The organism is Stenotrophomonas sp. YJH_SMC_53 (genome assembly GCF_059369995.1).
On the sequence record NZ_JCAFTF010000002.1, the window covers coordinates 51,749 to 68,592 of the forward strand.

The window sequence follows — 16,844 nt, forward strand, 5'->3', positions numbered from 1 at the left end:
GCCGGGCAATCGCGACTTAATCCCCTCCGTCCCCTTTTTCCGTCGGGGGCGGTGGGCTGGTAAAATCGGGGGATTCCCGTTCCTCGAGCCGTCCATGACCTGCCGCACCCGCTTCGCCCCCAGTCCCACTGGCTACCTGCACATCGGTGGTGCCCGCACCGCGCTGTACTGCTGGCTGGAGGCCCGTCACCGCGGCGGTGAGTTCGTGCTGCGCATCGAGGACACCGACCGCGAACGCAGCACCCAGGGCGCAATCGACGCCATCCTGGAGGCGATGGAGTGGCTGGGCCTGGACTACGACGAAGGCCCGATCTACCAGACCGACCGCGTCGCCCGTTACCAGGAAGTGGCCGAGCAGCTGATCGCCGAGGGCAAGGCGTACTACGCCTACGAGACCCGCGAGGAGCTGGATGCCATGCGCGAGGCCGCCATGGCCAGGCAGGAAAAGCCGCGCTACAACGGCGCTGCGCGCGATCTGGGCCTGCCCTACCGGGACGACCCGAACCGCGTCATCCGCTTCAAGAACCCGCTGGAAGGCACGGTGGTGTTCGATGACCTGATCAAGGGCCGCATCGAGATCGCCAACAGCGAGCTGGATGACATGGTCATCTTCCGCCCGGACGGCTACCCCACCTACAACTTCGCGGTGGTGGTGGACGACTGGGACATGGGCATCACCGAGGTCATCCGCGGCGACGACCACATCAACAACACCCCGCGCCAGATCAACCTGTATGAAGGCATCGGCGCGCCGGTGCCCAGGTTCGGCCACATGCCGATGATCCTGGACGAGCAGGGCGCCAAGCTGTCCAAGCGCACCGGTGCGGCTGACGTGATGCAGTACAAGGACGCCGGCTACCTGCCCGATGCGCTGCTGAGCTACCTGGCCCGCCTGGGCTGGTCGCATGGTGACCAGGAGCTGTTCAGCCGCCAGGAACTGATCGACCTGTTCGACGTGAAGGATTGCAATTCCAAGGCCTCACGCCTGGACATGGCCAAGCTGGGCTGGGTCAACCAGCACTTCCTGAAGACCGAGGACGTGGCCGCGATCGTGCCGCACCTGGTCTACCAGCTGCAGAAGCTGGGGCTGGACGTGGCCGCCGGCCCGGCTCCGGAGGATGTGGTGATCGCCCTGCGTGAACGCGTGCAGACCCTGAAGGAAATGGCCGAGAAGGCCGTGGTCTGGTACCAGCCGCTGACCGAGTACGATGAAGCGGCGGTGGCCAAGCACTTCAAGGCCGGTGCCGAGGTGGCGCTGGGCAAGGCCCGCGAGCTGCTGGCCGCGCTGCCGGAATGGACCGCCGAGTCGGTGGGGGTGGCCCTGCATGACGCGGCCGCAGCGCTGGAGATCGGCATGGGCAAGGTCGCCCAGCCGCTGCGCGTGGCCATCACCGGCACCCAGGTCAGCCCTGACATTTCCCATACCGTGTACCTGGCCGGTCGCGAACAGGCCTTGAAACGCATTGATGTGGCCATCACCAAGGTAGCAACGGCCTGAGGCATCCTTGCCAGGCCCGAACCGGAGAACACGCATGCCCGCCAAGACCGCCACTGCCTGTACCGCCCCGCACCACCACGTCCACGACGCATCGGATTTCGTGGCGGTGGTCGAGCGTGTCTCGCGCGAACGCGGGCTGCGCCTGACCCCGATCCGCGCCAACGTGCTGAAGCTGATCGCCGAGGCCGGCAAGCCGGTCAAGGCCTACGAGCTGCTGGAATGGGTGCGCAACGGCAAGGGCGTGGGCGCTGATGCCCCGCCCACCGTGTACCGCGCGCTGGACTTCCTGATGGCCAATGGCTTTGTGCACAAGCTGGAGTCGGTGAATGCCTTCGTGGCCTGCCACCATCCCAGCAGCGCCGCCCATTCGGTGCCGTTCCTGATCTGCAACAGCTGCCACAGCGCAGTGGAGCTGGAAGACCGCGAGATCGTCAGCCAGCTGGAGAAGCGGGCCAAGGAACTGGGCTTCCAGCCGCAGGCACAGACGCTGGAAGTGCACGGTCTCTGCGCGCGCTGCGCGGGCTGAGCAATGGGTCCTGGGGTCAGATCCCTTTTGCCTTGGCAAAAGGGATCTGACCCCCGTTTCATGACAAACGCTAGTCCTTCGGTTTGCCTGCGGTATCCACCCGCACGATCACCGACATGCCAGGCCGCAGCTGCGCGGCCAGCTTCTGGCCTTCATCGATCGATATCCGCACCGGCAGCCGCTGCACCACCTTGGTGAAGTTGCCGCTGGCATTGTCCGGGCGCAACACGCTGAACTCCGATCCGGTGGCGGGCGCGATCTCCTGCACGCGGCCGCGCAGCACCTGGCCCTGGAACGCGTCCACCGAGAACGTGGCCGGCTGGCCGATCGCCATTCCCCAGGTCTGGCCTTCCTTGTAGTTGGCCACCACCCACAGTGTGTCAGGGACCAGGAACAGCAGCTGCGAACCGGCGGCGACATACTGGCCCACGCGCACGCTGGCTTCACTGATCTGGCCGTCGCGCGGTGCGTGGATCACCGTATTGGCCAGGTCGATGCGGGCCAGTTCCAGCTGCGCCTGTGCGCTTTCCACCTGGGCCTCCAGGCTCTTGCGCGCGACCTGGGTCGACACCAGTGTTTCCTCGGCGATTCGGATCTGCGCCTGCGACTGCTGCACGCTGGCCTGCGCCGAGGCTTGGCTGGTGCGGAACTTGTCGCGGTCATTGATCGACACCAACTGCTGCGCGGCCAGTTCCTCGTAGCGCTTCAGCTCGTTGCGTGCGCGCTGCAGTTCGGCCTGGCCAGCCGAGAGCGTGGCGCGCGCCGAGGCGATCTGCGCACGGTTCTGCGCCTGCGACTGGTCGGAGTTGGCCAGCGCCGCGCGCGCACTGTCCAGCGTCGCTTGCGCCTGGGCGACGCGTTGGGCATAGATGCGGTCATCGATGCGCAGCAGCGGCTCGCCCTGCCTTACGTGCTGGAAATCCTTCACCAGCACTTCAGTCACATAGCCATTGACCTGTGGCGCCATCACGGTGATCTGGCCGCGCACATAGGCGTTGTCGGTCACCATCACGCTACTGGTGAACGGCCACAGGTGCCAGGCGCGCAGGATCAGTGCAATGCCCAGCAGGGCCACCACCACCATCACCACCACGCTGCGCGCGCTGGGCTTGAGATACTTCGGCGCGACCGCCGGTTCAACGGGCGTGGGCGCAGGTGCCGCGTCGGTCGGCGGCGGTGGCGTCACGTTGTCGGCGTCGTCGGATCGGGGCGGGACGGGGGGCATGGTCGAGAACTCAGCGGGGCGCGGCTGGCGTGGCCGCGGTGGAAAGGGCGGGGTGGCGCTTGCGCCATTGCTTGAGCACGGCGGTGCGCAGCGACAGCAGCAGCAACCAGCACAGGAAGCCGATCGCCAGCCAACCGCTCAGGGTGAACACATCATTGAAGCCTCGCACATTGGCTTCGCGGCGCGTGGTCTGCGCCAGCTGCGCGCTGCCCTGCGCGCTGCGCAGCACCGGGTCGGTGATCTGTGCGCTGTACAGCTGCTGCTGGAGGCGCAGGCGTTGCGCCACCACAGGATCGGCTGGATCGAGCTGGCTGGTCAGCGCGCTGGAGTACAGTTGCTCGCGATGCAGCTGGAAGGTCCCCAGCACCGCCGAACCTGCCAGACCGCCCAGCGTCTGCGTGATCGACAGCGTCACCAGGAAGGTGATCATGTGGTCCACACCCTGTTTCAACGCAGCGGAAATGCCGAGCATGATCAGCGGGCCCATGAACATGCCGGCGCCGACCGAGGCCAGGAACTGGCTGGCGTAGAAATCGTGCGGCCGATCCATGCTGGTGCGGTGCTGGTCGAAGAAGGCGGCAGCGCCCAGCAGCAGGATCGCCATCAGCAGCTGCGGGATCAGCCGTTTGGGCCCGAAAGTCAGTGCAGTGCCGGCGATACCGGTGATCACGCCGGCAAGAATCACCACGAACAGCGGCCGCAACTGATCAGGGCCCATGCCGAGCGTGCGCATCAGGTTGACCACGCCGTAGGACTGCTCGGTGGTCAGGAAGCGGATCAGGAACGCGCCGACGATGAAATGCAGTACGGGCAGGCTGGCCAGCCAGCGTGTCTGCAGCAGCGGATTGCGCCGGTAGTGTTCGATGATGAAGGCGGTGGTGGACAGCACGATCGAGGCGATCAGCGCCCAGCCCAGCCACGGCGTGTTGAGCCACCAACGGGTGTAGCCCTGCGCCAGTACGATCACCAGCAGCGCAACCGCCGGCGCCAGCAACGCGAAGGTAAGGAAATCCAGCGGCTCGAAGGCCTTCACCTGGATGCCGGGCGGCAGCTTCAACACCACTACGGCGGCGAATGCGCACAACGCAAGGCCGGCCTCGAACGAATACAGCTGGTGCCACTGGCCGGTATCCACCAAGCCTGGTGAAACGATCCAGGCGATCGGCACCGCCAGCTGCGAAAGGCCGACGCCGACCACCAGCAGGTTGCCGGTAAAGCGGCGGGGCAGGGCCTGCAGCATGTACAGCGTGCCCAAGGTCGAACAGGCCGCGCCGGCGAAGCCGCTGGCGGCACGGGTCAGCATCGTGGTCTCGAAGCTGCCGACGAACAGGTGCAGCACCGCCAGCGCCGCGTACAGGCCCAGCCCGATTTCGGCGAACAGGCGGATGCCGTACTGCTGGCGGAATTTGAAGGCCAGCAGGTTGGCGGTGACATTGACCATTGCATAGGCCGCCACCAGCCAGCTGCCCTGGGTCGGGGTCAGCGCCAGCTGGCCCTGCAGGAACGGCAGGTTGGCAGTGACCAGCGCATTGCCCAGCCCGCCGGTGATCGCCACCAGCAGCGATACCAGCGCATAAGCCACACGCCGGTACGGTGGGTGCCACGGCATCGATGCCGATCCGGGCATGGTCGGCTTCTCGTGCTCCTCCCAATCCGGAACCGGCTTCAGATACGGCTGGACCATCAGCGCGCCTCGCTGGTTGCTCCCTGCAGACCCCCGCGCAGCAGCTGCAGGGCGCGCCCGGCGAGGTGGGCGCGCTCGTCGCGGGTCTTGCCGCGCAGGGCTGCGCCCAGCATGCCCGAGATCAGTGAAATATCCGTTTTCTCCAGATCGGCACGGCACAGCCCGGCGGCCTTGGCGCGGGCGATCGGCTCCTCCAGCAGGTCGCGCACGGTCTCGCGCGCCGCGCGCATGGCCGGCACGTCCGAATCGACCGCGCGCCAGTAATCGGCCAGCGCCGGCGAATCGATGATGCGCTGGGCCATGCCCTCGAACACCTCGAACAGGGCGTCGTCGCGGTCGCCGAGCTGTTCGACCTGGCGCCGGATGCGGTCGACCGTACGCTGCAGCAGCGCCTGGATCAGCGCGGTGCGGTCGGGGAAGTTGCGGTACAGGGTGGCGCGGCCCACCTGGGCGCGTTCGACCACCAGGTCCAGTGGGGCAGTGACACCGTGTTGGCCGAACACGTGATCGGCGGCGTCGAGGATGAGGGCACGGCGGGCGGCAGCATCGGCACGTTGGGCAGTCATGGAATTATTTTCGGACAAAAGTGTCCGATTGGCGAGACATTGGTTGACGGGATTGTCCGCTTGTTGTGGTACGCACATCTTTGTGACGGGTGTGTGAGCGCGTGGGTCGAAATGAAAACGGGGGCCCGAAGGCCCCCGCTGCGTACGCGTGGAAGGAGTGGCAAGGAGATCCACGCCATGCGTGGTCTCAGGCCGGGGTCAGAGCCCATTCCTGCGGAATGGGATCCGACCCCCGGCGTGGTGCAGTAGATCCACGCCATGCGTGGATGGAGGAGAGTCAGAAGAACGCGCGGATACCGAATGCGACGCCACGGCCCGGCAGCGGCGAGTAGTCGCGCAGCAGAGAGGTATGCGGACGCACTTCGCGGTTGGTCAGGTTGCTGCCATCCAGGAACACCTCGTAGCTGTTGCTGGCGTTGCGGTCCCAACGATAGGCCAGGTGCGCATCGACCAGGGTGTAGCCATCGCTCGGCTCCTCGTTCTGCGCCACGTCCTTCTGGCGGCTGTAACGCACCGCACCGACCGAGGCGCGCCAGCCGTCCTTCGACCAGCGCAGGTCGGCGCCGACGCGGGCCGGAGCAATGCGCGGCAGGTAGCCGGTGTTGGCCAGCTCCACCGTGTAGTTGTGGTTGTGGTCGCCATGCGGAACGGCAATGTCGAGGTTGCGGCTGCCGCTGCCATCCAGCTTGGCCTTCACGTAGTCACCGAACAGGCGCAGGTCCCAGTCACCGGCGCCGCCCTCGAACAGGTGCACCAGGGCCTCGGCCTCGGCACCGCGGAATACCGCGTCCTGCTGGGTCCACGCACGAACTGGCAGGCCCTCGGTAACGCCGGTGTCGGCCAGGTAGATGAAGTCCTTGAACCTGGTCTGGTAGACCGAGGCGGAGAAGTCCAGGCGCTCGCTGTGGGTGTGGATGCCCAGCTCCACGCGCTGGCCGCGCTCGGTCTTCAGGTTGCCGTCGCCGATCTCCAGCGAACGGGTAGCAATGTGCGCGCCGGCGGCGTACAGCTCTTCGTTGGTCGGTGCACGCTCGGAGCTGTCCACGCCGATGCGCAGGTCAACGGCATCGTTGAGCTTCCAGATACCGGCGGCAGACAGGTTGGTGGCACCGAACGTGCGGCGACGGTAGTCACCGGTCGGGTCCAGCTTGACCTGGTCGTGGCGGCCGCCCAGTTCCAGCTTGAACGGGCCGAACTGCTTTTCCTGCAGTACAAACAGGCCGATGTTCTTCGTACCGGTATCCGGTACGAACGCTTCTTCACCCTTGGCGCCGAAATCACTGTTGCCGAACTGCAGGCCGAAGGCGCCGTCCCAGCCACCGATCTGCTGCTGCACCGCTTCCAGGCGCGCTTCGATGCCGCGGTTGGTGAAGCGGGTGGAGGGCGTGCCAGCCTCCAGCTCCACGTGCTCGTAGTCGGTGTAGGCCACGCGTGCGTTGATGTTCTTCAGGAACGAGACCGGGTTGTAGATGCCGGCCTTGGTCTCGAAGCGGTTCTGCACCATGTCGATGCGCACGTCATGCTCGTCGCCGCCTTCCTCTTCATCGCCGTGGTCGTGGCCGTGGTCATGGCCGTGATCGTCGCCGTCGGCGTGCACGTGTGCGCCGTTGGGAATGCCGTAGTTGGTGCGGTAGGTGCTGGCCGACACACCGAAGTAGCCGCCGTCGCCCAGCCAGGTAGCGCCGACGCCGCCGGCGCGGGTGCGGATGGAGCTGTTGTCGAGGCGGCCGCGACGCGGCTCTTCGCCTTCCTCGCCCGCGTGGTCGTGGTCGTGGTCGTCGTGGTGGTCTTCCAGGCTGTCGATCACCGCATAGCCGGGAATGCGGTAGTCGTCGCCATTGCGCACCAGGCCGTCCACATGAAGCACGACATTGCCGCTGACGCCATCGAGGCGGAACATGCCGCTGCGCTCGTTGTTCACCGAATTGCCACGCAGCTCGGCGCGGCCGCTGAGCGGGCGCTCGGGCAGCTCGCGCGCGATGCGGCCGTCGACCACATTGACCGCACCACCGATGGCACCGCTGCCGAACAGCAGCGTGGCCGGCCCCTTCAGCACTTCGATCTGGTCAGCCAGGAACGGCTCGATGCTGGTGGCATGGTCCGCACTGACGGTGGATGCATCCATGTTGCCCATGCCGTTGGACAGCACCGCAACGCGTGGGCCTTCCTGGCCGCGGATGATCGGGCGCCCGACGCCGGGCCCGAAGAAGGTGCTCTGCACGCCGGGCAGCTTGGCCACGGTATCGCCGAGGGTGCCGGCCTTCTGTTCGTCCAGGCGCTCACCGGCCAGCACCTCCACCGGGCGCGCAAGGGATTCGGCATCGCCCTGCAGCGGCGACGCGGTGACTTGCACCGAGGACAGCTCGGTCAGGTGGCGGTCACGATGGGCGGTGTCCTGACCGGCTGCAAAGGCGACGGACGGCAGCAGGGCGGCGAGGGCCAGGGCCAGGGAATGCGGCTTGAGCCGTGCGGTGTGGGCGGGCATGGATGGGTCCTTTGTTACACTGTATCAATCGCGGGGCGCACGAATCCCGTCGATGGGACAGGGGGAGGGAAAGCGTGCGGGTCGGGAAGGGATGTTATATTATTCCATAACGATTCGCCGACCCTGCTGGAAGTCATGTCCTTGTCCTCACGCCTGCGCCACCTGCTCGACCGTTTCGGTGCCACCGGTTCGATGCTGTGCGCGGTGCATTGCGCAGTCATCCCGGTGCTGCTGGCGGCAGCGCCCTCGCTGGGCCTGTCGTTCTGGCTGAGCGACGGCGTTGAACAGGCGCTGGTGCTGTTCGTGACCCTGCTTGGGCTGTTCAGCCTGGTCTGGGGTTACCGCCGCCATGGCGCGCTGCGTGCGCTGGGCTTCCTGATCCCCGGCCTGGTCGCGCTGTGGGCCGGCGTGCTGTACGAGCCGCTGCATCACAACGCCGTGCCGCATGCGGTGGTGATGACCATCGGTGGCCTGCTGGTGGGCGTTGCCCATCTGGTCAACCTGCGCCTGAACCACGGCCACGTACACGACGCCAGCTGCGCGCACTAGGCGCTCCATGATAGGATTTTCGATCGTGCGCGGGGGCGCCCAGCAAGGCGGCCCCGCCGAACCCGTGTCAGTACGGGGTAACCAGATTTCACACTTGAGGAGTTGAAGACATGGGTAAGGGTGACCGCAAGACCGCCAAGGGCAAGCGCTACAACGCCAGCTACGGCAACGCCCGTTCGCATACCGCGAGCAAGGTCGCCGTAGGCGCCGCCGCCCCGGTTGCCAAGAAGACCGTGGCCAAGGCTCCGGCGAAGAAGGCCGTGGCGAAGAAGGCCGTCGCCAAGGCCTGATCCGGCCGCGCGACTGGTCCAAGGAAGAACGCGGCGCCTGGCGCCGCGTTTTTTTATGCATGATTTTGCAGAGCCGAGCCCATGCCCGGCTGGCGCAATGCAGCCGAGCGTGGGCTCGGCTCTACAACCGGATCAGCGCAGGGTCTTCTTCAGCGTTTCCGGGTTGCCGTCGTTCGGCGCGGCTGGTACCTGCAGAAGGTGTGCCAGCAGTGGATAGACATCGACATTGTCGAAGCCATCGATCACCAGGCCCTGGCGGAACGACGGGCCACTGGCCACGAACACCGCGCGCATGGACGGCAGCGCGTTGTCGTAGCCGTGCGAGCCGCGGTCCTGCTGTTCGCGCTTGGCGATCTTTTCCTGATGCAGGGCATCCCAGCCTGCATCCATCATGCAGACAATGGCGGGAATGCGCGGATGGGTGCCGTAGCGCAGGCGCGCCGGCAGTTTTTCTTTCTTCCAGCATTCGTAGTGCGCGTGGCGGCCGAGCAGAGCGCGTTCGGCGGCGGCTTCATGGCCGACCACCGGTGCGAAGCCGACCGACTGGCCCTGGCTGACATTGCGCGCAATCGCTGGGTCGACCATCGATTCGGTGGCGATCACCTGGCCAGCGGGGACACTGGCCATGCCATGGTCGGAGACCACGATCACATTGGTGGTTGCGGCCAGCCCACGTTGCTGGAGTCCGTCGAGCACCTGGCCGACGATCTGGTCGGCGCGCACGATGGCGTCGGCGTACTGCTTCGACTCGGGGCCGTAGTTGTGACCTGCCTTGTCCACGTGTTCCATGTACAGCGTGGTCAGGCGGGGGGCATCGGCGTCTGTCTGTGACAGCCAATCGAGCACGATGCCGGCGCGCTGTTCCAGCGGCTCCTTGCCGTCGTAGATGCGCCACTGGCTGGGGCGTACGCCACGGATCTCCGATTCACTGCCTGGCCATGACGTGGTGGCCGAACGCACGCCAGCATTCTCGGCGCCGACCCAGATCGGTTCGCCGCCCCACCAGCCACTGGTGGTAACCGCTTCGCGATTGCTCAGCTCGAACCGGCCCAGTGCTTCATCGTCCATGCTGTTGTTGACGATGCCGTGGTGGTCCGGGCGCAGGCCGGTAACGAGGGTGTAGTGATTCGGGAAGGTCAGCGACGGATAGGACGGGGTCATCCAGCGTGCGCGCACGCCGCCATCGATCAGGCGTTGCAGGTTCGGGGTCAGGCTGCGGTCCAGCGCATCGGCGCGCAGGCCGTCGATGGAGATCAGCAGCAGCTTCGGCGGTGCCGCCGCAGCGATGGAAGTGGGAACGGAGGCGGAAGGCGCGGGCGCGGTGGTGCAGGCAGCCAGGGGCAGCAGCAGCGCCAGCGCACAGGTCAGGCGTACGGAAGTCATCCGCGCATGATAAGCCGGCGCAATGACGCGCCCAAGACACGGCGCGCGCCCTTCAACAAGAAGGGGGCTTTTCTCCAGACAGATTCCAGATGCCTCCATCCACGCATGGCGTGGATCTACCGTGTCGACCAAGGTCGACACCTACCAGCCGCCGCGGGAATCTGTCGAAGGTGGGGCGGTGTGGGTGGGCAGGACCGTTGGCGCCATGGATGGCGCCATCGAGCCCCCATGGATGGGTTTACGGCGTGTCCTGCCCACCCATACCGCCCCACCCAACGCGTAGAAAATCGGAGCTGTATTGGCTCTTGACCTTGCCGTTGCCTCTGCGGGTGCCGGGCGCAGCCCGGCCGGCCCTCTCAGGCGAACAGCGGGGCCTGGCGCTGTTCCAGCCGCAGCAGCGCGGCCTTGGTTTCCAGGCCGCCACCGAAGCCGGTCAGTGCACCGTTGCTGCCGATCACGCGGTGGCAGGGCAGGATGATCGGCAATGGATTGCGGCCGTTGGCTGCGCCCACCGCGCGGGTCGCGCTGGGTTGGCCCAGGTGCTGCGCCAACTGCAGATAGCTCCAGGTCTGGCCGAACGGAATCAACGCCAGCGCCTGCCACACGCGCAGCTGGAACGGCGTGCCGCGTGGTGCCAGCTGCAGGTCAAACCGGCTGCGTTCACCGTGCAGGAACTGCAGCAGCTGTTCGCGTGCCTCCGGCAGTGCATCCGGTGCGTAATGCCAGCCGTCGCGCCCGCGTGCGGGGTGACGGTTCTCCGGAAACAGCACGTGCGCAAGACCACGCTCGTCACCGGCGATGGTCAACACGCCGATCGGGCTGTCGAAACGATCGAACAACAGGGTCATGTCGGTTCTCCAACGAACGTGCCGGACAGGTGCCACAGGTGCAGCACCGCGTAGGCGCGCCACGGCCGCCACGGTTGCGAGCGCGCTTCGGTCGCGCGTTCGCTCAGGCGCTGGCCCTGCGCATGGCCGAGCACCTGCTGCAGCACAAGGTCGCCGGCCGGGAAGGCATCGGGCTGGCCGAGGCCACGCAGGGCGATGTACTGCGCGGTCCAGGGGCCGATGCCGGGCAGTGCAACGCAGCGCGCAACGAATTCCTCCAAGGCCTGGCCGGGCCCGAAGTCGAGCCGGCCGCTGGCACAGGCGGCGGCCAATGCGCGCACGGTGGCGGCGCGGCTGCGCGGCAGGCCGATCGATTCCAGAGGCGCCTCGGCCAGTACCTCGGGCGCTGGAAACTGGCGATCGAAGTCGGATGGCATGCCCGGCAGGTGCGCGCCATAGGCGTCGACCAGGCGCCGCGCGAAGGTGGTGGCCGCGGCCACGCTGACCTGCTGCCCGAGCACCGCGCGTACGCCCACCTCGAAACCATCCCAGCCGCCGGGTACGCGAAGTCCGGGGCGTTCGGCGATGCCACGCGCGAGCAGCGGTTCTTCGCCCAGCGCGGCATGCACCTGCTGCAGGTCGGCATCCAGATCGAACACGCGACGCACGCGGCGCACGATGTCAGGGATCAAGCGCGGATCCACCGCGCCCAATTGCAGGCGAAGTTCCGGGCGCTTCGAATCGGCGGTGACGCGCAGCAGGGTGGGGCGCTCTGGCGTGCCCAGTACGCGCTGGTAGCTGTCTTCGCCGATCAGTTCGATGCCGGGCAGGCTGCGTTTGCGCAGGAAGGCCAGCATGCGTAGGAAGTCCAGTGGTGGACGGTAGCCCAGGCGCAGCACCAGGCCGCCATCATCTGCAGCCAACGGTTGATGCTGGCGACGCAGGGCGGTCGGCGCCATCCCACAGCCCTGCAGGAACGCGGTATTGAAGCGGCGCAGGCTGTTGTAGCCGGCAGCCAGCGCGACGTCGGTCACCGCCAGCGTGGTTTCGGTCAGCAACTGTTTGGCCAGCAACAGGCGATGGGTTGCGTGGATCTGCCCGGGCGTTGCGCCGAGATGTTCGACGAACAGGCGCTGCAGTTGGCGCGCGCTGAGGCCGAGCTTCGTTGCAAGATCGGCCACCGGCTGCTCCTGCAGGAAGCCGCCGTGGATCAGCGCCAGTGCGCGCTGCACGGTCTGTCCGGCCAGGGCCTGCTGGGCCTGCGGTGCCAATTCCGGGCGGCAGCGCAGGCAGGGGCGGTACCCGGCGGCCGCGGCGGCCGCGGCGGTGGGGAAGTAGGTGATGTTGCGCGGCTTCGGCGGCGGTGCCGGGCACACCGGGCGGCAATAGATGCCGGTGCTGCGCACGGCGGTGAAGAACACGCCGTCGAAGCGTGCGTCGCGGGCCAGGCGGGCGCGGTCGCAGGCGGCGGTGTCGAGGGCGAGAGGGGAGTCCATGGCGCCAGTCTAGGCCCGCGCGGGCGGCGATACTCGCCACATTCGGACATGGATGCTGAAGGGGGTCAGGCTGGGCTGCGCCCTGCACCCGCGGTAGTGCCGGCCGCTGGCCGGCAACGGCAACGGCAACGGCAACGGCAGAAGCTGGTTTTCTGTGGGGAGGCGGGGTGGGCCCGGTTGCGGGAGACGCCGTAAACCCGTCCTTGGGGGCTTGGTCGCGGCATCCATGCCGCGGACACTCCCGCAACCGGACCCACCCCGGCTTCGACAGGTTCCTGCGATCTGTCGGAAGGGCATCCCGCTCTGGTAGGTGTCGACCTTGGTCGACACGCTTTCCCAAGGGTCAGAAGGGGTTCATCACCACGCACTGAATGCGCGGCCTGGACGGGTAGACTGTGGCTCTTGCTCACGTGAAGACCGGTTGCCCGATGTCCGCCAAACTCCGCTGGTTGCCCCTGTTGTGCCTGGCCCTGGCGGGCTGCAGCCAGCTGGAGAATCCGGGCAATGTGACTGCCGCCGACAAGGCCGCGCGGGCGCCGTCCAGCGATGGCGAGAACATGGTGTCGATCAATGCGGCTGACGCACCGCCGCCGCCGGCACCGCCGCGCAGCCAGGCGGACCGGCCGTGGCCGCAGGCGCAGCTGGAGAATGGACGCGCCTGGATCAGTTGCAGCACCGAGTACGCCGGCGAAGCTGGCGACGGTGTCGAGCTGGAAGGCCTGCAGCGCGAGCAGATCACCCAGGCCTTGGCCCCGTGCGCCGAGCGTGGCCTGATGCGCGTGCGCTACGCCGGCAAGATCAATCCGGGCTTCGCCGAGATGATGTGGCGTCTGGCGGTGGTGGCCGACCAGCAGAAGATCCACAAGCGCATCCTTGACCTGGATTCCAGCGGCGGGCAGGTGGAGTCGGCGATCGTGGCCGGTGACAGCATCGGTGAATCGGGCTGGACCATCTGGGTGCGCGAAGGCTCGATCTGCCACAGCGCCTGCGTGTTCGTGCTGGCCGCCGGCGACAACCGACTGCTGTCGGGCAAGGTCGGCATCCACCGCATGATGCGCATCAGCTCCAAGGCCACCTCGCGCGCCGAGCTCAACCGCGAGCTGCACGAGGTCTACGACAACGTGAAGGACTACCTGCAGCGCAACGGCGTGGCGGTCGGTGTGGCGGATCTGATGATGACCGTGCCCAACCGCAGCCTGCGCCTGCTGACCCCGGACGAACTGCGCCAGTACGGCCTGGATGGCACCAATGCGGTGCAGGACGATCTGGAACGGATCAAGCAGATGCGTGCCTGCGGCGACGATTTCGTGCAGCGCAAGGACGCCTTCCTGGTCGCCTTCGACCAGCAGTGCAAGCGCGAAGGCGCCGACATGGAGTCGATCAACAGTTGTGGCCAGGCGTTGAAGCAGCGCTTCGGCTTCCCGGACGCGGTCTGTCCCGACGAAAGCCCGCTGTCGGAGATCGATGTGGCGACGCTGCCACCAGCGCCGCCGGAGCCCCCGCCGGTGGCCGAACAGGCGCCAGTGAACGCCGCCGCGCCCGCCGCGCAGGCTGATGCGGCAGCGGTGGCGGGCGACGCCCCGGCACGCTGACAGCATAGTCACCGCGCTGGCGTAGACTGCGGTTCTCTCCAGAAAACCGGCGGTGTCCATGAAGCGCGTGCTCCTGCTGCTGTCCCTGCTGCCCCTGACTGCGTTGGCGCAGGCACCTGCGCCGGCCACGCCTGCACCGGCTCCGGCACGCCCGGCCCCGGCATCGCCGGCGGCCGCGAAGCCCGCCACTGCCGGTGCCCCGGCGTTGACCGCTGCGCAGCAGGCCCAGGTGCAGAAGCAGGACGCGGAAATGGGCGCGGCTGCGTTGAAGGCGGCGCAGCTGGTCGATGCCAACCGCGCCGGCGAATTGTGGGATGGCGCTTCGGCCGTCGCGCGCCGTGCGGTGCCGAAAGCCACCTTCGTCAGCCAGTTGGCCGCCGAGCGCACGCGCCTGGGTGCGCTGGCCGGGCGTGGCCAGCCGACCATCACCCGGGTCAAGTACAGCCCCGGCGCCGCAGTGCCGGAAGGGTTGTACATCAACGTCAGCTTCCCGACCCGTTTCGCCAACAGCGCACAGCCGGTGCGCGAGCTGGTCTCGTTCCGCTTCGACGAAGACCAGGTCTGGCGCCTGGCCGGTTACAGCCTGCGCGCGTCGGCACCCTGAGGAGATGAACGATGGCAACTGAGCTGACAATGCTGGCCTGGTCGGTGCTGCTGGGCTTCGTCTACATCTTCGCCACCTCCACCGTGGTCACCCGCGAGCGCGGGATGAAGTGGAATGCCTCGGCACGCGATGGCGATGCAAAGCCGCTCAGCGCGCTGGCCGGTCGCCTGCAGCGTGCGCAGGCCAACTTCCTGGAAACGTTCCCGTTCTTCGCCGCCGTCGCGATCGCAGTGGTCGTGGCCGGGCGCAGCAACGACACCACAGCGCTGGCTGCGCAGGCCTACTTCTGGGCGCGTGTGGTCTACCTGCCGCTGTATGCCGCAGGCGTGCCCTACGTGCGCAGCCTGGTCTGGCTCGTATCGCTGCTGTCGATCCTGGCGCTGGTGTTCGCACTGCTGTAACCGGGCCTGATCCAGATCAAGGCCAGTCATGCGCGCGGCGCTATGCTGGCCCGGACTGAATCAACGGCAGGAGGCGCGCATGCGCAGGATGGACGTGGTGGTGGTCGGCGCCGGACCGGCGGGCCTGTGCTTCGCGCGTGCGCTGGCCGGCAGTGGCCTGCAGGTCGGGCTGGTCGAAGTGCAGCCGCGCCAGGCTCTGGCCGAAGCCGCCTTCGATGGCCGCGAGATCGCGCTGACCCATGCCTCGCGGCAGAGCATGGAGCAACTGGGGCTGTGGCAGCGCCTGCCGCAGGCCGAAGTCGCCGAGCTGCGCGATGCCAGGGTGATGAACGGCGGCTCGCCGTTCGCGTTGACCTTCGCCAGCAGTCAGGCTGATGGCCAGCCGCTGGGCTGGCTGGTGCCCAACCACCTGATCCGCCGTGCTGCATGGGATGCCGTGCAGGGCCAGGATGGGCTGGAGCTGTTCGACGGGCGCAAGGTGCTGGGCGTGCAGGCCGATGCGCAGGGCCACGTGGTCAGACTCGACGACGGCAGTCAACTGCACGCGCGCCTGCTGGTCGCGGCTGACAGCCGCTTCTCCGCCACGCGCCGCATGCTTGGCATCGGTGCGCAGATGCGCGACTTCGGCAAGTCGATGCTGGTATGCCGCATGCAGGTCGAGCGCGACCATCACCATACGGCCTGGGAGTGGTTCGGCTACGGCCGCACCATGGCGCTGCTGCCGCTCAACGAGGGCCAGGCATCGGCGGTGATCACGCTGCCGCCGCGGCAGATCGAAGAACTGCTGGCGATGGACGAGGTGGCTTTCGGCGAGGCCATCAGTGCCTGCTTCGAGCATCGCCTGGGCCGCATGCAGCCGGTGGCCACAGCGCAGGCGTATCCGCTGGTGGGGGTGTACGCGCACCGTTTCGTCGGCGAGCGTTCCGCGCTGATCGGCGATGCCGCGGTGGGCATGCACCCGGTCACCGCGCACGGCTTCAATCTGGGACTGGCCAGCGCACAGCGGCTGGCACAGGGCATCGCCGCGCAGCAGCGGCGCGGTGCCGACATTGCCGCCGCCGGCATGCTGGCCAGCTACCAGCGCGGTCATCGACTGGCGTCGCGGCCGCTGTACGAGGCCACCAATGCGATCGCCAGCCTGTACACCGACGATCGCCGCCCGGCACGCCTGCTGCGGGCCGCGGGCCTGCGCGTGGCGCAGGGCGTGGCACCGTTCAGACAGCTGATTGCCTCGCACCTGACCCAGCGCGTGGCCTGAACACTCTCGGATCAGCCAGCGGCCAGCACGCGGATCTGGCTGTCGGCGAACTCGACCACCTGGCCTGCGCGGATCTTGCAGGCCTTGCGCAGTTCGACCTCACCATCGACCCGCACCTGGCCCTCGCTGATGACCATCTTGGCCTCGCCGCCGCTGGTGACCAGGTCGGCCAGCTTCAACAGCTGCTTGAGTTCGACGTAGTCGCCGTCGAGGTCGAATTCGAGAATCTGCATGGAGCGAGGGGTCCTGGAAAGAGGGCGCAGGCCAGCGGCCGGGCCGGAAAGAAGGGCGCGTATTGTGCGCCAGCACGGGGCATGACGGCACGCGCATGGAAAGCTGTACGCCTCGTTCAGGATCAATGCGGTATCATTCCGCTCTGAGCGAGTGAAATCTCCTCCGACCGAGCAGCGCCAGGGCACGCGATAAGAAGGGCGCCCAAAGCGCGGACCATCACCCTTTT

The 16,844-nt window shown here is 67.4% G+C and carries 16 protein-coding genes; 8 read left to right on the forward strand and 8 right to left on the reverse strand.

Annotation, left to right across the window (positions count from 1 at the left end):
• Window positions 1-94 precede the first annotated feature (94 nt).
• Entirely contained in the window at window positions 95-1,498 is a 1,404-nt protein-coding gene (gltX, locus tag AC5P7X_RS02815) for a glutamate--tRNA ligase (protein WP_005415798.1), read from the forward strand.
• Between the two features lie 34 nt (window positions 1,499-1,532).
• A complete protein-coding gene (locus AC5P7X_RS02820; protein WP_005415799.1) occupies window positions 1,533-2,024 on the forward strand; it encodes a Fur family transcriptional regulator in 492 nt (163 codons plus the stop codon).
• 70 nt (window positions 2,025-2,094) lie between these two features.
• Here the strand turns inward: AC5P7X_RS02820 and AC5P7X_RS02825 are convergent, their stop codons facing one another.
• From AC5P7X_RS02825 to AC5P7X_RS02840, 4 genes are all read right to left on the reverse strand, one after another.
• On the reverse strand, window positions 2,095-3,249 hold the full coding sequence (locus AC5P7X_RS02825) for an HlyD family secretion protein (RefSeq protein WP_065177465.1): 1,155 nt from the start codon (window positions 3,247-3,249) through the stop codon (window positions 2,095-2,097).
• Between the two features lie 10 nt (window positions 3,250-3,259).
• A complete protein-coding gene (locus AC5P7X_RS02830) occupies window positions 3,260-4,933 on the reverse strand; it encodes an MFS transporter (protein ID WP_005415801.1) in 1,674 nt (557 codons plus the stop codon).
• Window positions 4,933-5,499, reverse strand: a complete 567-nt coding sequence (locus tag AC5P7X_RS02835) for a TetR/AcrR family transcriptional regulator (RefSeq protein ID WP_005415802.1) — start codon at window positions 5,497-5,499, stop codon at window positions 4,933-4,935. The genes AC5P7X_RS02830 and AC5P7X_RS02835 overlap by 1 nt, the downstream gene beginning before the upstream one ends.
• Window positions 5,500-5,776: 277 nt before the next feature.
• The gene (locus AC5P7X_RS02840) at window positions 5,777-7,984 is read right to left on the reverse strand and encodes a TonB-dependent receptor (protein ID WP_495214400.1); all 2,208 of its coding nucleotides are present in this window, start codon (window positions 7,982-7,984) and stop codon (window positions 5,777-5,779) included.
• 135 nt (window positions 7,985-8,119) lie between these two features.
• On the opposite strand from AC5P7X_RS02840, the gene AC5P7X_RS02845 reads away from it, so the two are divergent.
• Together AC5P7X_RS02845 and AC5P7X_RS02850 are read left to right on the forward strand one after the other, a co-directional pair.
• Window positions 8,120-8,533, forward strand: a complete 414-nt coding sequence (locus AC5P7X_RS02845; RefSeq protein ID WP_005415804.1) for a MerC domain-containing protein — start codon at window positions 8,120-8,122, stop codon at window positions 8,531-8,533.
• 110 nt (window positions 8,534-8,643) lie between these two features.
• Window positions 8,644-8,823: a 30S ribosomal protein THX gene (locus tag AC5P7X_RS02850; RefSeq protein WP_004150462.1), complete on the forward strand. Its 180-nt coding sequence runs from the start codon at window positions 8,644-8,646 to the stop codon at window positions 8,821-8,823.
• A gap of 132 nt (window positions 8,824-8,955) precedes the next feature.
• On the opposite strand, the gene AC5P7X_RS02855 is transcribed toward AC5P7X_RS02850, so the two are convergent.
• The 3 genes from AC5P7X_RS02855 to AC5P7X_RS02865 form a co-directional block, all read right to left on the reverse strand.
• Window positions 8,956-10,206 carry an alkaline phosphatase family protein gene (locus tag AC5P7X_RS02855; protein ID WP_495214401.1) on the reverse strand — a complete coding sequence of 417 codons (1,251 nt, stop codon included), beginning with the start codon at window positions 10,204-10,206 and terminating at the stop codon, window positions 8,956-8,958.
• Window positions 10,207-10,562: 356 nt separating this feature from the next.
• Window positions 10,563-11,054 carry a methylated-DNA--[protein]-cysteine S-methyltransferase gene (locus AC5P7X_RS02860; protein WP_005415806.1) on the reverse strand — a complete coding sequence of 164 codons (492 nt, stop codon included), beginning with the start codon at window positions 11,052-11,054 and terminating at the stop codon, window positions 10,563-10,565.
• Complete coding sequence (locus tag AC5P7X_RS02865; RefSeq protein ID WP_495214402.1) at window positions 11,051-12,529, reverse strand: DNA-3-methyladenine glycosylase 2 family protein; 1,479 nt, start codon at window positions 12,527-12,529, stop codon at window positions 11,051-11,053. Before AC5P7X_RS02865 ends, AC5P7X_RS02860 begins: the two co-directional genes overlap by 4 nt.
• 428 nt (window positions 12,530-12,957) lie before the next feature.
• Here AC5P7X_RS02865 and AC5P7X_RS02870 point away from each other — a divergent pair, with 428 nt between their 5' ends.
• The 4 genes from AC5P7X_RS02870 to ubiM all read left to right on the forward strand — a co-directional run bounded on the left by AC5P7X_RS02870 (window position 12,958) and on the right by ubiM (window position 16,384).
• On the forward strand, window positions 12,958-14,121 hold the full coding sequence (locus tag AC5P7X_RS02870) for a COG3904 family protein (protein ID WP_070488886.1): 1,164 nt from the start codon (window positions 12,958-12,960) through the stop codon (window positions 14,119-14,121).
• Window positions 14,122-14,179: 58 nt separating this feature from the next.
• Entirely contained in the window at window positions 14,180-14,725 is a 546-nt protein-coding gene (locus tag AC5P7X_RS02875) for a DUF4019 domain-containing protein (protein WP_005415810.1), read from the forward strand.
• An 11-nt stretch (window positions 14,726-14,736) separates the two neighbouring features.
• Window positions 14,737-15,126 carry an MAPEG family protein gene (locus tag AC5P7X_RS02880; protein WP_053497038.1) on the forward strand — a complete coding sequence of 130 codons (390 nt, stop codon included), beginning with the start codon at window positions 14,737-14,739 and terminating at the stop codon, window positions 15,124-15,126.
• A gap of 79 nt (window positions 15,127-15,205) precedes the next feature.
• Entirely contained in the window at window positions 15,206-16,384 is a 1,179-nt protein-coding gene (gene ubiM / locus AC5P7X_RS02885; protein WP_206620732.1) for a 5-demethoxyubiquinol-8 5-hydroxylase UbiM, read from the forward strand.
• Window positions 16,385-16,395: 11 nt separating this feature from the next.
• Here the strand turns inward: ubiM and AC5P7X_RS02890 are convergent, their stop codons facing one another.
• Entirely contained in the window at window positions 16,396-16,617 is a 222-nt protein-coding gene (locus AC5P7X_RS02890) for an RNA-binding S4 domain-containing protein (RefSeq protein WP_014036469.1), read from the reverse strand.
• Window positions 16,618-16,844: the final 227 nt, after the last annotated feature.

What these genes read in the sequence shown, in the direction of transcription:
- ubiM (WP_206620732.1), top strand. Translation starts at nt 15,206, where the DNA reads ATGCGCAGGATGGACGTGGTGGTGGTCGGCGCCGGACCGGCGGGCCTG.
- AC5P7X_RS02880 (WP_053497038.1), top strand. Translation starts at nt 14,737, where the DNA reads ATGGCAACTGAGCTGACAATGCTGGCCTGGTCGGTGCTGCTGGGCTTC.
- AC5P7X_RS02820 (WP_005415799.1), top strand. Translation starts at nt 1,533, where the DNA reads ATGCCCGCCAAGACCGCCACTGCCTGTACCGCCCCGCACCACCACGTC.
- AC5P7X_RS02825 (WP_065177465.1), bottom strand. Translation starts at nt 3,249, where the DNA reads ATGCCCCCCGTCCCGCCCCGATCCGACGACGCCGACAACGTGACGCCA.
- gltX (WP_005415798.1), top strand. Translation starts at nt 95, where the DNA reads ATGACCTGCCGCACCCGCTTCGCCCCCAGTCCCACTGGCTACCTGCAC.
- AC5P7X_RS02830 (WP_005415801.1), bottom strand. Translation starts at nt 4,933, where the DNA reads ATGGTCCAGCCGTATCTGAAGCCGGTTCCGGATTGGGAGGAGCACGAG.
- AC5P7X_RS02855 (WP_495214401.1), bottom strand. Translation starts at nt 10,206, where the DNA reads ATGACTTCCGTACGCCTGACCTGTGCGCTGGCGCTGCTGCTGCCCCTG.
- AC5P7X_RS02890 (WP_014036469.1), bottom strand. Translation starts at nt 16,617, where the DNA reads ATGCAGATTCTCGAATTCGACCTCGACGGCGACTACGTCGAACTCAAG.
- AC5P7X_RS02860 (WP_005415806.1), bottom strand. Translation starts at nt 11,054, where the DNA reads ATGACCCTGTTGTTCGATCGTTTCGACAGCCCGATCGGCGTGTTGACC.
- AC5P7X_RS02870 (WP_070488886.1), top strand. Translation starts at nt 12,958, where the DNA reads ATGTCCGCCAAACTCCGCTGGTTGCCCCTGTTGTGCCTGGCCCTGGCG.
- AC5P7X_RS02845 (WP_005415804.1), top strand. Translation starts at nt 8,120, where the DNA reads ATGTCCTTGTCCTCACGCCTGCGCCACCTGCTCGACCGTTTCGGTGCC.
- AC5P7X_RS02840 (WP_495214400.1), bottom strand. Translation starts at nt 7,984, where the DNA reads ATGCCCGCCCACACCGCACGGCTCAAGCCGCATTCCCTGGCCCTGGCC.
- AC5P7X_RS02875 (WP_005415810.1), top strand. Translation starts at nt 14,180, where the DNA reads ATGAAGCGCGTGCTCCTGCTGCTGTCCCTGCTGCCCCTGACTGCGTTG.
- AC5P7X_RS02865 (WP_495214402.1), bottom strand. Translation starts at nt 12,529, where the DNA reads ATGGACTCCCCTCTCGCCCTCGACACCGCCGCCTGCGACCGCGCCCGC.
- AC5P7X_RS02850 (WP_004150462.1), top strand. Translation starts at nt 8,644, where the DNA reads ATGGGTAAGGGTGACCGCAAGACCGCCAAGGGCAAGCGCTACAACGCC.
- AC5P7X_RS02835 (WP_005415802.1), bottom strand. Translation starts at nt 5,499, where the DNA reads ATGACTGCCCAACGTGCCGATGCTGCCGCCCGCCGTGCCCTCATCCTC.